This window comes from Kordia periserrulae (assembly GCF_003054265.1).
GTDB classification, from domain to species: Bacteria; Bacteroidota; Bacteroidia; order Flavobacteriales; family Flavobacteriaceae; genus Kordia; species Kordia periserrulae.
The window spans coordinates 140,171-154,734 of sequence record NZ_QBKT01000005.1; the positions used below are offsets into that span (position 1 = coordinate 140,171).

Annotated in this window: 14 protein-coding genes; 11 read left to right on the plus strand and 3 right to left on the minus strand. The window is 37.1% G+C overall.

What is annotated here, in order from left to right; translation table 11 throughout:
* Positions 1-11: 11 nt before the first annotated feature.
* The 3 genes from C8N46_RS11690 to C8N46_RS11700 form a co-directional block, all read right to left on the minus strand.
* Positions 12-1,697, minus strand: a complete 1,686-nt coding sequence (locus C8N46_RS11690) for a SusD/RagB family nutrient-binding outer membrane lipoprotein (protein WP_108115088.1) — start codon at positions 1,695-1,697, stop codon at positions 12-14.
* An 11-nt stretch (positions 1,698-1,708) separates the two neighbouring features.
* A complete protein-coding gene (locus tag C8N46_RS11695; protein ID WP_108115089.1) occupies positions 1,709-4,948 on the minus strand; it encodes a SusC/RagA family TonB-linked outer membrane protein in 3,240 nt (1,079 codons plus the stop codon).
* Between the two features lie 332 nt (positions 4,949-5,280).
* Positions 5,281-6,966 (minus strand): BamA/TamA family outer membrane protein, encoded by a 1,686-nt coding sequence (locus C8N46_RS11700; protein WP_108115090.1) that lies wholly within the window; start codon positions 6,964-6,966, stop codon positions 5,281-5,283.
* A 183-nt stretch (positions 6,967-7,149) separates the two neighbouring features.
* On the opposite strand from C8N46_RS11700, the gene rpsL reads away from it, so the two are divergent.
* The 11 genes from rpsL to rpsC all read left to right on the plus strand — a co-directional run bounded on the left by rpsL (position 7,150) and on the right by rpsC (position 14,559).
* Positions 7,150-7,524, plus strand: coding sequence for a 30S ribosomal protein S12 (rpsL, locus tag C8N46_RS11705; protein WP_007094992.1), 375 nt, complete (start codon positions 7,150-7,152; stop codon positions 7,522-7,524).
* 23 nt (positions 7,525-7,547) lie between these two features.
* Positions 7,548-8,024 carry a 30S ribosomal protein S7 gene (rpsG, locus tag C8N46_RS11710; RefSeq protein ID WP_108115091.1) on the plus strand — a complete coding sequence of 159 codons (477 nt, stop codon included), beginning with the start codon at positions 7,548-7,550 and terminating at the stop codon, positions 8,022-8,024.
* An 18-nt stretch (positions 8,025-8,042) separates the two neighbouring features.
* On the plus strand, positions 8,043-10,175 hold the full coding sequence (fusA, locus tag C8N46_RS11715; RefSeq protein WP_108115092.1) for an elongation factor G: 2,133 nt from the start codon (positions 8,043-8,045) through the stop codon (positions 10,173-10,175).
* Between the two features lie 10 nt (positions 10,176-10,185).
* The gene (gene rpsJ / locus C8N46_RS11720; protein WP_007094989.1) at positions 10,186-10,491 is read left to right on the plus strand and encodes a 30S ribosomal protein S10; all 306 of its coding nucleotides are present in this window, start codon (positions 10,186-10,188) and stop codon (positions 10,489-10,491) included.
* A gap of 246 nt (positions 10,492-10,737) precedes the next feature.
* Positions 10,738-11,355 (plus strand): 50S ribosomal protein L3, encoded by a 618-nt coding sequence (gene rplC, locus C8N46_RS11725; RefSeq protein WP_108115093.1) that lies wholly within the window; start codon positions 10,738-10,740, stop codon positions 11,353-11,355.
* Positions 11,355-11,984, plus strand: a complete 630-nt coding sequence (rplD, locus tag C8N46_RS11730; RefSeq protein WP_108115094.1) for a 50S ribosomal protein L4 — start codon at positions 11,355-11,357, stop codon at positions 11,982-11,984. The genes rplC and rplD overlap by 1 nt, the downstream gene beginning before the upstream one ends.
* 8 nt (positions 11,985-11,992) lie before the next feature.
* Positions 11,993-12,283: a 50S ribosomal protein L23 gene (rplW, locus tag C8N46_RS11735; protein WP_108115095.1), complete on the plus strand. Its 291-nt coding sequence runs from the start codon at positions 11,993-11,995 to the stop codon at positions 12,281-12,283.
* Positions 12,284-12,300: 17 nt separating this feature from the next.
* On the plus strand, positions 12,301-13,125 hold the full coding sequence (rplB, locus tag C8N46_RS11740; RefSeq protein ID WP_108115096.1) for a 50S ribosomal protein L2: 825 nt from the start codon (positions 12,301-12,303) through the stop codon (positions 13,123-13,125).
* A 3-nt stretch (positions 13,126-13,128) separates the two neighbouring features.
* On the plus strand, positions 13,129-13,407 hold the full coding sequence (gene rpsS, locus C8N46_RS11745; protein ID WP_007094984.1) for a 30S ribosomal protein S19: 279 nt from the start codon (positions 13,129-13,131) through the stop codon (positions 13,405-13,407).
* A 9-nt stretch (positions 13,408-13,416) separates the two neighbouring features.
* Complete coding sequence (gene rplV, locus C8N46_RS11750) at positions 13,417-13,824, plus strand: 50S ribosomal protein L22 (protein WP_108115097.1); 408 nt, start codon at positions 13,417-13,419, stop codon at positions 13,822-13,824.
* Positions 13,825-13,833: 9 nt separating this feature from the next.
* Positions 13,834-14,559, plus strand: a complete 726-nt coding sequence (gene rpsC / locus C8N46_RS11755; RefSeq protein WP_108115098.1) for a 30S ribosomal protein S3 — start codon at positions 13,834-13,836, stop codon at positions 14,557-14,559.
* The last annotated feature ends 5 nt before the right edge of the window (positions 14,560-14,564 follow it).

The following is a 14,564-nucleotide window of genomic DNA, read 5'->3' on the forward strand; positions in this document are numbered from 1 at the left end:
ATTCTCTTTTTTTATTGAATAAACTCTGCAGGATTGTTATCCCAAAATACTTGTACAGCAAGTCCAGGCTTCTGAGAGATGTTTATGTTTCTATCAACTGTAATGTTAGGATACAAGAATGATCTTGGGAACGTACCTGTTCCTAATAATGTCGGTTGTAAGTTTCCTGGTGCTCCTGTTCTTCTGTAAAGGTTGTAACCTTCCACACCATTACCATACATAGCAATCCAGTATTCTTTACCAATGATGTCCATTCTTTCCGCATCAGTTGATGCAGCCATATACGATGTCATAACATTTGCTACGTAATCGTCAATATCAGTAGCGGAAGCTGTATTTGTAAAATCTCCTGGGTTTGGCAAGAATGAGGTTACTGTGTTTAATGATGATCTAACGCCTTGTTCTAGCATTGCAGCGGCATCATCAGAAGTACCTAAGTATAAAGCAGCTTCTGCTCTCATGAAGTACACAAATGAATCCATCATAATTGGCCAAATTCCAGCACCTTGCAATCCGTCATTGTCATTAATAGTGTCTGCATCGTTGTCATCAAAACGACCACCAACAGGATATACTCCAAAAGTACTTCTTTTGTTGTTATCTGGCGGAATACCTTCACGGTTTGCATGATCTCTTCCCCAATATCCATCACCTCTTCCAAATAATGAACAGAAAGGAAGTGGTACTGCTTGCATTGCGTCAATTGGATCATACGTTGTAGGTCTTGGATCGTTCCAACAGCTAATTTCATTATCTAATGTAGCTGGGTCTGTTGGGAAACTGTTTACCTGTCTGTACACATAATAACGCAATCTTGGGTCTTCAAAACCTTTTTCTTCAGCCAATGCCCACATTAAATAGTTTGGAATGTATTCTCCAGTGTTCGCTGCTAAATACTCCTCTACGAAATACGGGTGTCTACTTTGTGGATTGATAGAAGTTCCTGATGCCCATTTAAAGTCTTCTGAACTTGTAGTGATGATGTCTCCAGTAGCTAATAATGCATTTATTCCTGCAGCAGAACCAGTTGGGTCAATTAATCTTCTGTTTAAGTAATATTTAAACTTTAATGTGTTTGCAAGTTTTGTCCAATTTGCCATTGAGTTACTACTGTCTTCTCCGTAGTATAAATCATTGAACGTTGGCGTATTTCCATCAATATTTGCAAAATCAGCTAATGCTAAATCCAATTCAGCTAAAGCAGCGTCATATACATCAGCACCATTATCTACAGCAGGAAAAATAATACCGCCATTCCCTTGTAGTGCTTCTGAGTAAGGAACATCTCCAAAATAATCGACCATTGTCATCATCGTATATGCTCTAATAATTCTAGCTACCCCAAGATGTCTGGAACGTCCAGAAGTAGTTGCAACAGGAATTAATGCTTCTACTTCATTTAAGATATTAGTATATGCCGTACTCCACATACCGCTATTACTAGCATTCGTATTGTTGAAGTTGATTTCATATGTATTGAACATATATTCTAAACGTACTGCTTCTGCTCCAGATTCCGTTGCATCTTCAAAGAATTCTGCCAACTGAAATTGGATGAAGTTTAAGTTCGTATCCGGGTCAAGTGCCTCCGGAGTCGGAACATTAGGGTCTACTAGTAAATCTAATTCCGTTGTTTCACAAGAAAAAACGAGTATTAGTCCTAGTAACCAATATAATTTATTGTTTTTTATTTTCATTGTTATTTTTTTTAGAAAGTTACTTTTACGCTCATTCCGTATCTTCTTGAATTCCAAGATGTTAAGAAGTCAAATCCTTGAGAGTTACCAACACCTAAACTGTTCAATTCAGGATCGTAATTTACACTGTCAGGTGTGTTAAACGCCTTTACAAATAAGTTTTGTCCAGAAAGTGTAAGTGAAACATTTCCAAAAGGAGTTTTGTCTAGCCACTTCTTAGGAAGTCTATAGCTAATAGATGCTTCTCTTAAACGCACATGTGTAGCGTCGTAAACCAATAATTCATCAATTCCAAATCCGATATTATCGAAGTACGCTTCCGTAGCTGTTAATTGAATGTCGTTTGGTTGTCCTGTAGCCTGACGAATACCTGGTAAAACGATACTTTGTGTTCTATCAAAGTCAGTATCTCCAACTAGACCTCTACCTACTAAGGCACCAATCGTTGTTGCGTAGATATCACCACCTTGTTGGTATTCCCACTGCATGTTAAGTGTCCAGTTTTTCCAAGAAATTCCGGTGTTTACAGTAGCAAACCAGTCTGGGTTTGGATCTCCAATAATTCCGTTATTCGGATCTTGAAGCCAGTATCCATCTTCTCCTACAAGTCTATTTCCGTTTGCATCTCTTAAAACTTGTCCACCAACAATTACCCCTAAAGGTTGGTCGTTGATTGCGGCATTTTGTGTTGTGCTAAAAAGACCTCCATATTGAATTTGCTCTCCGTCATCCAATCCTTTAACAGAACTTTCGTTTTGCGTATAGTTACCTGTAAATTTTAATTCAAAATCTTCAGTTTTGATTGGAGTTACATCAAATCCAATTTCAAAACCTTCGTTGATTACATTACCAATGTTTGTAAAAGTACTTGTGTATCCTGTTTCAGGAGCCAAAGGTCTTTGGATAATTTGGTTTTCAGTATCTCTGTTGTAGTATGTAAAGTCAATTCCAACTCTATTATCTAAGAATCTTGCTTCCAAACCAACTTCAAATTCTTTAGAAAGCTCAGGCTTTAAATCTGGGTTTGGCAAGAAGTTGTCAATACTTGTAGTTGTAGTTCCATTTCCGTTAGGTGCTTGGAAAATGTTAGGAACTAAGGAAATTACACTTCTTGTAGTATATGGACCAGGGAAACCAGGAGAAGTTCCGTAACCAGCTCTAAGTTTTAAGAAGTTTAATCCGTTTGTAGAACGTAAATTTTCAAATGCTGATGTTGGAATGAATGATAAACTCACACCTGGAGAAAATTGCGATCTGTTTTGTTGCTCAAGCGTTGAATTCCACTCATTTCTCAGAGAAGTATTAAAGTATAAATAGTTCTTGTATGAAAGTGTTCCAGAAACATACGCAGCAACGTTATTTTGCTCGTTGTAAGTTTGGTATGTTGTGTTGTTATCAGCAAACACAGTTCCCTCAATAATAGTACTAGAGTTTTGGAAGTTTAGGTGATTCCAAAGACCAAAAATGATTTGGTCTCTACTTTCTGAACCATCACGCTCAAAAATTTGACGCTTAGTAGTAGCACCTACTGTAGCTTGCAATGCAAAATCTTCAGAAAGTTCTTTGTCAATACCAATTAATAAAGACTGATCCCAAATCGTAAATCTTTGAGAAGTAGTTTGTAAATAACCATTAGGATGTAAACCATCGTTCGATCCTTTGTTAATTACACGTCTTCCTCTTGTGTTTTGACTATCAATACCTAAACGGTAGCTGATGTTTAACCAGTCTGCAGCTTCGTACGATGCTACAAAATTGGTAAAGAAACGATCAGTACTTTGCTTGTCTTGCGTGTTGTTTAATGCCCAAACAGGATTGGTACGGTCGTTACCACCACGATACCAAATACTTTCTCCAGTAATAGGATGTTGACTTGGTAATGTAATATCAACACTTCGTGGTAAGTATAAAATGTTCCAAATGGAAGCAACACCACCAGTACCAGCAGTAGAAGATGTTACGTCACTACCTGTAGAAGCATCTGTAAATGGACTTCTAATATCTGTCTTAGCTAAACTAATTTTACCAGATAATGTAAACTTGTTAGACATTTTATAAGTTCCGCCTACAGAGAAGTTATCTCTACGTAAGTCGTTATTTGGAATAAATGATTGATCGTCAACATGTGCATAAGAAGCATTGAAACTTCCTTTGTCACCAAAAGCACCCGCAACGTTTACAGAAGTACTAGCTATAGTTCCTGTTCTAAAGAATGCTTCTTGGCTATCGTACGGTCTGTACGCTACTGTTGGACTGTCAAGGTCTGGTCTATTTGGGAATAGTACAGATGGCTCAACACCAAAGTTGTTTAAAATAGAAGTTCTAAACGCATTGTCAATAGTAGCTTGACTGTCAAAACGCGCTCCCCAGTTACTGAAGAAAGCTCCATATACGTTTTGGAATCCATTACCCCACGTGTCTTGGTATTCAGGAAGAATAATGTCGTTAAAGAAAATAGATTGGTTTACTGTTACTTCCATTTTCTTGTTTGCGTCTGATCCTGTTTTAGTAGTAATTAAGATTACACCATTACGACCTTCACCTCCATATAAAGCTGTTGCACTTAAACCTTTTAAGATACTTACACTTTCAATGTTGTTAGGATCGATATCGGCAAATCTACTTGCTACGTTACCAGATTGGAAAGCTCCTGAGCTTGCAGATTGGTTCGCACTACCAGAAGATCCATCAAATGGTACACCATCAACAATAAATAATGGTTGGTTACCACCTGTAATAGACGATTGTCCTCTAATAATGATGTTAGAACCACTACCAGAAACACCACCAGAACCTGTAATACGTACACCAGATGCTTTACCACGTAATATCTTACCGATATCCGTGTCTGCTTTCTGCTCTAAGTCTTCACTTTCAACAGTTGTTACAGCGTAACCTAAGGCTTTCTTTTCCTTTTTAATACCTTGTGCAGTAATGATTACTTCTTCTAATTGGTTGTCAGGCGCTAAAGAAGCATCGATAGTATTGCTGCTACCTACAATTACTTCTTTTTTCTTGTAACCTACATAGCTGAATACAAGTGTTTGCCCTACATTTGCTTTGATAGAGTAGTTTCCATCAAAATCAGTAGATGTTCCCGCGTTAGTTTCTTTAACGACTACGCTGGCCGCGGGAAGCGGAATTCCAGATTCGTCGGAAACAGTACCTTTGACTGTTTTCTCTTGTGCAAGTGCAAGTTGCACCATTAACGCCAGCAACAGCGTCAACATTCCATTAAACTTTGTTCTCATTGTGTTAATTATTTGAATTAGCTATCCCAAAAATCATAATAATATGTTAATATTCCTATTTTTTTGAGGAAAAAAGTAGTTGAAATTCAGTGTAAGCAATAGAAAACCTATAGGGAAATAGACTTTTGAAAAAACGTATTTAGCTTAATTTTAGAGGGTTTCAATAAATTTTTAGAGCGAAATGCGTGGATGCTTTTAGAGAAAATATTTGTTCAATTATGTAAAATCAACGGTTGAATAATGGTTAATTTCTTACTTTTTATTCGTTTTTGGCTTGTTTTTAAGTGATTCCTAGTGAATGAAATTGGAAAATTGTTTCGGTGAAGGATTCTCTAAAATGATGTAGATAAACTGATATGTACTTTTGATTCTGATAGTTTAATGGCGGAATTGTCCGTTTTTCCAACCGCATAGTTTATTTTTAAAAGACCAGATTTGGAGCGAATACCCAATCCGAAGCCAAAACCATATAATTTAACGTCAGTTTTAGTCAAATCATCTTGAAGATACGTAAAGTCTATAATAGAATGTACATACGAGTTACGCGAAAGAATATAACGGTATTCCGTATTAATGGTGCTATACAGCGTTGCTTCCAAGCTATTTTCATTAAAACCTCTAATAGATTGTATACCGCCCAAGCGAAACTTTTCATTGGTTAGGTACTGATTGGAAATCAACGCTTCAGAAGTGTTGTTGATGTAAATAAAATTCCGATTGTTCAGTTCCCATAAATAATTTCCTGTAAAGGAAAATTTTGACTGCTCGTTTTTCTCACCAGTATTGGTGCGTGTTCCCAATTGCGCTTCCAATCCTGCAAACATTTTAACGGGAAAAATACTCAAAGCATCATTTCTTTTGGTAAATGTGTATCCTGCGGTGGTGAAAAAACTTTTGTAATCGTCAATCGTGGTGTTGGCTTCGTCTTCGGACAGATTGTTTGATTCTGTTTGTAAAATTCCAACATGCAATTGATTGTTTGGATTTATCTGATAAAACGCGTTTAATTTCACATTGACAATATTAAATAAAGAGTCGCGTCTAAAAATATCCAAACCTGCATTGATGCCGACAGGAGAATTAAAAATATATGGCACGCGCAAATCGGCTAAAAACTTCGTTTGTCCGTTGCCATCATTCTTCCATAAAAGATTAAACTGCTCGCCGGCATTCAAGTTGTTCATCAATTTCAAATCGAGATAACCGTTCAGTTTCAAATTTCCGGTATCTTCATCCGAATTGAATCCGATAAAACCGTCAAAAAAATTACTTTTTACCTTTTCTATATATACATATAATATGGTAGAGTCTTTTGCGAATAAAATTTCAGGGTCTTTTATCTGTCTGGCAAACGGAAGTTGGTCAATGCGTTTGGTTTGTTTGGTAATTTCATCTTTGTTAAAAACTTTAGAAGTCAAACGTAGATAGTTTTTGGTGTATGCTTTTGGGAATTTTTCATATCCTTTAATAATAACTTTATCCAAACGGCGCTTTTCAATAATTTTAATATCCAAATCGGCAATGATTGTTTGTCCTTTCTTTCTGATGTTTTCAAGTTGTACTTCTGCAAACGGATTTCCTGTGTTTTGAAAATTGGTAACAATAGCTTCTAAAAAAGGAGTGATATTTTCAGGCGTAACAGTAAAAGTGCTGTCAGTGTATTTTAAATTAAAAGCATTGAGTAGACTTTCGTCTAATTTTTCTCTGTCGTAGTGGATGTCTAAAGAGGTATATTTTGTATTCAGGGTGAAGGTGCTCTGATACACAGAATCGCTTACTTTTTCAAGTTTGCTGTAAGTTGCGTCAAAATAACCAATGGTAAAAAAAGCTTTTTGCAGAGAAGCCAACTCATCTACGATAGATTTTATATTTTCGTGCGCTCTTTTATAATTTGTTGCGTCAATTACTTTTTGGTCGTTTTCGGTAGCGCCATTAATCTGTAAAGTTTGACTATTTGCATATTGAATGCAAAAAAGCGCAAAAAACAAATAAAAAATATGTAAGGTTGATTTTTTCAAGTCTAAAAAGTGAATACAATGTTGCTTCAAAATAACGTAAAAAAAGAAGAAATCATGCGTGTTAAATTGCTAAAAAATTAATCTTATTGAAAATTAAGTCATTAAGATTTGAATCTTAAAAAATAATACTTACCTTTGCCGCCCTCAAAAGAGGGTTTTTAAACAAAATTATATTTAATATAAATGCCAACAATTTCACAATTAGTAAGAAAAGGAAGAGCCAAAATAACTAAGAAGAGTAAATCGGCTGCTTTAGATTCTTGTCCTCAGAGACGTGGAGTTTGTACGCGTGTGTACACTACTACACCAAAAAAACCGAATTCAGCAATGCGTAAAGTTGCAAGGGTTCGTTTGACAAATGGTAATGAAGTGAATGCTTACATTCCAGGAGAAGGACACAATCTACAAGAGCACTCGATAGTATTAGTTAGAGGTGGAAGGGTAAAAGATTTACCAGGAGTTAGATATCACATTGTACGTGGAGCTTTAGATACCGCAGGTGTTGAAGGTCGTACACAACGTAGATCTAAGTATGGTGCTAAACGCCCAAAGAAGTAATTAAAAACTTTTAATGTAAAGACATGAGAAAAAGAAAGGCGAAAAAAAGACCTCTTTTACCAGACCCAAGATTTAACGATCAATTAGTAACGCGTTTTGTGAATAACTTAATGTGGGATGGTAAAAAGTCAGTAGCATTCAAGATTTTCTATGATGCAATGGATATTGTAGAGCAAAAGAAAACAGACGAAGAAAAAACTGCTTTAGAAATTTGGAAAGAAGCATTGTCAAACGTTATGCCGCACGTAGAAGTACGTTCGCGTAGAGTTGGTGGGGCTACATTTCAAATTCCAATGCAAATTAGACCAGACAGAAAAGTGTCTATGGCGATGAAATGGTTAATTAGCTATTCTCGTAAAAGAAATGAGAAATCAATGGCTTTAAGATTAGCTTCAGAAGTATTGGCGGCTGCAAAAGAAGAAGGTGCGGCAGTTAAGAAAAGAGTAGATACGCACAAGATGGCGGAAGCAAACAAGGCATTCTCACATTTTAGATTTTAATAAGACACAACTATAAAAATGGCTAGAGATTTAAAATATACTAGAAATATCGGTATCGCTGCTCACATTGATGCTGGTAAAACAACAACTACAGAGCGTATCCTATACTATACAGGTGTAAGTCATAAAATTGGAGAGGTGCACGATGGTGCTGCTACAATGGACTGGATGGAGCAAGAGCAAGAGCGTGGTATTACAATTACGTCTGCGGCTACAACTTGTACGTGGCAATTCCCATTAGAAAATGCAAAACCAACTCCTGAAACAAAAGGATATCACTTTAACATTATTGATACTCCAGGTCACGTTGACTTTACAGTAGAGGTAAACCGTTCATTACGTGTATTAGACGGATTGGTATTCTTGTTTAGTGCGGTTGATGGTGTTGAGCCACAATCTGAAACTAACTGGAGACTTGCAGATAACTACAAAGTTCCAAGAATCGGATTTGTAAACAAAATGGACCGTCAAGGGTCTAACTTTGCGAACGTATGTACGCAAGTAAAAGAAATGCTTGGTTCTAACGCAGTACAAATTGTATTGCCAATTGGAGATGAAGCTGACTTTAAAGGTATTGTTGACTTGGTGAAAAACCGTGCTATTGTTTGGCATGATGAAACACAAGGTGCTACTTTTGATGTTATTGACATTCCAGAAGATTTAAAAGCAGAAGCGGCTGAAGCACGTGCGCACTTGATTGAAGAAGTAGCAACGTATGATGAGGAGTTGTTAGAGAAATTCATGGAAGATGAAAACTCTATCACTGAAGAGGAAATTCACGCTGCATTAAGAGCTGCGGTAATGGACATGGCAATCATTCCTATGATTTGTGGTTCTGCATTTAAAAACAAAGGAGTTCAATTCTTGTTAGATGCAGTATGCCGTTACTTGCCTTCACCAGTAGATAAAGACGATATCAAAGGAACGCATCCTGATACGGATGAAGAGATTTCTCGTAAACCATCTGTAAAAGATCCGTTTGCTGCTTTAGCATTTAAAATTGCAACAGATCCTTTCGTAGGTCGTTTGGCATTCTTCCGTGCATACTCTGGAAGATTAGATGCAGGTTCGTATGTATTGAACAATCGTTCTGGTAAAAAAGAACGTATCTCACGTATCTACCAAATGCACTCAAACAAGCAAAATGCAATTGAATATATTGAAGCAGGAGATATTGGAGCTGCTGTAGGATTTAAAGATATCAAAACAGGAGATACATTATCTGACGAAAAGAATCCTATTGTATTAGAATCAATGAACTTCCCAGACCCTGTAATTGGTATCGCAGTAGAGCCAAAAACAAAGGCTGATGTTGATAAATTAGGAATGGCTTTGGCAAAATTAGCTGAAGAAGATCCAACATTTACAGTAAAAACTGACGAAGCTTCTGGGCAAACTGTAATCTCAGGAATGGGTGAGTTGCACTTAGATATTATTGTTGACCGTTTACGACGTGAGTTTAAGGTTGAAGTAAATCAAGGTGAACCTCAAGTAGAGTACAAAGAAGCACTTACAAGAAAAGCTGAGCACAGAGAAGTTTATAAAAAGCAATCTGGTGGACGTGGTAAATTCGGTGATATCGTATTTGAAATGAGTCCAGTAGATGAAGATTTCGTTGGAGATGGATTGCAGTTTGTTGACGAAATCAAAGGTGGTCGTATTCCAAAAGAATTCATTCCAGCGGTAGAAAAAGGATTCAAAACAGCAATGTTAAACGGACCTTTAGCAGGATTCGAAATGGATACTATGAAAATTGTCTTAAAAGACGGTTCTTTCCACCCTGTAGATTCTGATGCATTATCATTTGAATTGGCAGCAAAATTAGGATACAAAGCAGCAGCGAAAGCAGCAGGAGCGGTAATCCTTGAGCCAATCATGAAATTAGAAGTATTAACTCCAGAAGAAAACATGGGAGATATCGTAGGTGACTTAAACCGTCGTCGCGGACAAGTATCTGACATGTCTGACAGAGCTGGTTCTAAAGTAGTGAAAGCTACAGTGCCATTATCTGAAATGTTTGGATATGTAACTTCATTACGTACATTATCATCTGGTAGAGCAACTTCAACAATGGAATTCTCTCATTACGCAGAAACTCCTTCTAACATTTCAGAAGAAGTAATCGCGAAGTCTAAAGGTGTAACTGCTTAAAACTAAGAAAATGAGTCAAAAAATTAGAATAAAATTAAAATCATACGATCATAACTTAGTTGATAAGTCAGCTGAAAAAATCGTAAAAACAGTAAAAACAACTGGTGCTGTAGTAACTGGTCCAATTCCATTACCAACACACAAAAAAATCTTTACTGTATTGCGTTCTCCGCACGTAAACAAGAAATCAAGAGAGCAATTTCAATTAAGCTCTTACAAAAGATTGCTTGATATCTACAGTTCATCTTCAAAAACGATTGATGCGTTAATGAAGCTTGAATTGCCAAGTGGAGTTGAGGTGGAAATCAAAGTTTAATTTCCATTCTCGTGAAAACGGGAATCTCACAGAAGCTAAAAGAAAGTATGAGCTTGCCACTTGTGTGGAAAGTAAACATGTCCCGAGCTGCGTGCAAAGGAAAAACGGTAAAAATACAATTCAGAGCGAAGCGTATTTTTCGCTCTGAATTTTTTTAAATAAGTAAATTAATAATCACGGATTGAAAGTTTTGTTTTAGACTTGGTCTAAAATCTAAAATCTAAAATCCACAATCTAAAAATCAAAATGTCTGGGTTAATCGGAAAAAAAATCGGCATGACAAGCATCTTTGACGAGAATGGAAAAAACATTCCATGTACTGTTATCGAAGCTGGACCATGCGTTGTTACCCAAGTCAGAACCAATGAGGTTGACGGGTATGAGGCTCTTCAACTTGGTTTCGATGACAAGGCAGAAAAACGTGCTTCAAAAGCGGCTAATGGTCACTTTAAAAAAGCAGGTACTTCGCCTAAATACAAAGTTGTTGAATTCCAAGGATTTGAAGAAGAGTATAAATTAGGAGACAGTATCACGGTTGAGCACTTTAGAGAAGGTGAATTCGTTGATATTTCTGGAACATCAAAAGGTAAAGGTTTCCAAGGAGTTGTTAAGCGTCACGGATTTGGTGGTGTTGGACAAGCAACTCACGGTCAGCACAACCGTTTGAGAGCGCCAGGTTCTATTGGAGCTGCATCTTATCCTGCGCGTGTATTCAAAGGAATGCGCATGGCAGGAAGAATGGGTGGAGATAAAGTGAAAGTTCAAAATTTAAGAGTCTTAAAAGTAGTTCCTGAAAAGAACTTGCTAGTGGTAAAAGGATGTGTTCCTGGTCATAAAAACTCTTATGTAATCGTTCAGAAGTAATGGAAGTAGCAGTTTTAGATATAAACGGAAAAGAAACAGGGAGAAAGGCAAACCTTTCTGATGCTGTTTTTGCTATTGAGCCTAACGATCATGCGGTATACTTGGATGTGAAGCAATATTTGGCTAATCAACGTCAAGGAACGCACAAGGCGAAAGAAAGAGCTGAAATCGCGGGAAGTACTCGTAAGATTAAAAAGCAAAAAGGTACAGGTACTGCACGTGCAGGAAGTATCAAAAACCCTTTATTCAAAGGTGGAGGTAGAGTTTTCGGTCCAAGACCAAGAAGCTACTCTCAAAAATTAAACAAAAATGTGAAGCGTTTGGCTAGAAAATCAGCGCTAACATTAAAGGCAAAAAGCGAGTCAATTATTGTTGTTGAAGACTTTAATTTTGACGCTCCTAAGACTAAAAATTTCATCAATGTATTGAAAGCTTTAGGGTTAGATAGTAAAAAATCGCTATTTGTGTTGGGTGATTCAAATAATAATGTATATTTGTCGTCACGTAATTTGAAAACCTCTGAGGTTGTAACTAGTTCAGAATTAAGCACTTACAAAATTGTTAATGCAAATAGTGTAGTTATTTTTGAAGGTTCGCTAGAGGGAATTGAGTCGAATTTAAGTAAATAAGGAACCAAATGAGCATCTTAATTAAGCCAGTTGTAACTGAAAAAGCTACCGCTGATAGTGAATTAAATAATCGTTACACTTTCTTAGTAAATGTAAAAGCTAATAAAGTTGAGATTAAGAAAGCAATAGAAGCTACATATGGAGTTTCTGTGGAGAAAGTTCGTACTATGAATTACGGACCTGATAGAAAAGTACGTTACACCAAAACTGGAATCCAGCATGGAAAAACGAATGCTACTAAAAAAGCAGTCGTTGATGTAGCGGAAGGAGATATTATTGATTTCTATAGCAATATATAAATAAGTAAAGACAAAAAATGTCAGTAAGAAAATTAAAACCAATTACACCAGCTCAGCGTTTTAGAGTAGTTAATGGATTCGATGCCATCACTACTGATAAGCCGGAGAAGAGCTTGCTCGCACCGAAGAAGAAGTCTGGTGGTAGAAACAATCAAGGTAAAATGACCATGCGTTACATCGGAGGTGGTCATAAGAAAAGATACCGTATTATCGATTTCAAAAGAGATCGTAAAGATGTTTCTGCGGAAGTGAAAACTATTGAGTATGATCCAAACAGAACTGCTTTTATCGCATTAGTTCAATACACTGATGGAGAAAAGCGCTACATCATTGCTCAAAACGGATTGAAAGTAGGTCAAACTGTAGTTTCAGGAGAACAAGTGGCTCCAGAAATCGGAAATGCAATGCCATTAAGTAATATTCCTTTAGGAACTATTATTTCTTGTGTTGAATTGCGTCCAGGTCAAGGAGCTGTGATGGCTCGTAGTGCTGGTGCATTCGCTCAATTGATGGCGCGTGACGGAAAATATGCTACTATCAAATTGCCTTCTGGGGAAACTAGAATGGTAATGGCGAACTGCTTGGCAACTATCGGAGCTATCTCTAACTCTGACCACCAGTTATTAGTATCTGGTAAAGCAGGTAGAGGAAGATGGTTAGGTAGAAGACCAAGAACGAGACCAGTAGTGATGAACCCTGTTGATCACCCAATGGGTGGTGGTGAAGGGAAATCTTCAGGAGGACACCCAAGATCGAGAAAAGGAATTCCAGCTAAAGGATACCGTACACGATCTAAAACGAAAGCGAGTAATAGATATATCATAGAACGTAGAAAGAAATAAGACATGGCAAGATCATTAAAAAAAGGACCTTACGTTCACTATAGTTTGGATAAAAAAGTTCAACAAAATATTGAGTCAGGAAAGAAAGCCGTGATCAAAACTTGGTCTAGAGCGTCTATGATTACTCCAGATTTCGTTGGTCAGACTATCGCTGTTCATAACGGTCGTCAGTTTGTTCCTGTATATGTTACTGAAAACATGGTAGGACATAAATTAGGAGAATTTTCACCAACACGATCATTTAGAGGTCACGCTGGTGCGAAAAATAAAGGAAAAAAATAATAAGAAGCTATGGGAGTTCGTAAAAAAGAAAGAGCAGAGCAAATCAAAGAAGCTAAGAAGAGTATAGCATTTGCAAAGTTGAATAACTGCCCTACTTCTCCAAGAAAAATGCGCTTAGTTGCGGATTTAGTAAGAGGTGAGAAAGTAGAAAAAGCGCTTCATATATTAAGATTCAGTCAAAAAGAAGCTTCTCGTCGTTTAGAGAAATTGCTATTATCTGCTATTGCAAATTGGCAAGCTAAAAACGAAGATGCAAGCATTGAAGATGCTGAATTGTTTGTAAAGGAGATCAGAGTTGATGGTGGAAGCATGTTAAAAAGACTGCGTCCAGCACCACAAGGTCGTGCACACAGAATTAGAAAACGCTCTAACCATGTTACATTGGTTTTAGGAGACAACAATAACACACAAAGCTAAGAGAAGAGTATGGGACAAAAAACAAATCCAATCGGAAATCGCCTTGGTATCATCAGAGGATGGGAATCTAACTGGTACGGAGGTAATGACTATGGAGATAAACTTGCTGAGGACGATAAAATCAGAAAGTATATCCATGCTCGTTTATCGAAAGCTAGTGTTTCTAGAGTAATTATTGAGCGCACACTTAAACTTGTAACCGTTACTATCACTACGGCGCGTCCTGGTATCATTATTGGTAAAGGAGGTCAAGAGGTAGACAAGTTAAAAGAAGAGCTTAAGAAAATTACAGGTAAAGAAGTACAGATCAATATCTTTGAGATTAAAAGACCTGAACTTGATGCAAATTTGATTGCGGCTAGTATCGCGCGTCAAATTGAAAACAGAATTTCATACAGAAGAGCTATTAAAATGGCTATTGCGGCTGCAATGCGTATGAATGCTGAGGGAATCAAAGTTCAAATTTCTGGTCGTTTAAACGGAGCGGAAATGGCACGTTCTGAATCGTATAAAGACGGTCGTATTCCTTTATCAACTTTCAGAGCAGATATCGATTATGCATTACATGAAGCTCACACTACTTATGGTAGATTAGGAGTGAAAGTATGGGTAATGAAAGGTGAGGTGTATGGAAAGAGAGAATTATCTCCACTTGTAGGAATGGCTAAAAAGCAATCTGGAAAAGGTGGAAACAATAATTCAGGTGGAAAAGGAAAATCTCGTCGTAGAAAGTAATTTTT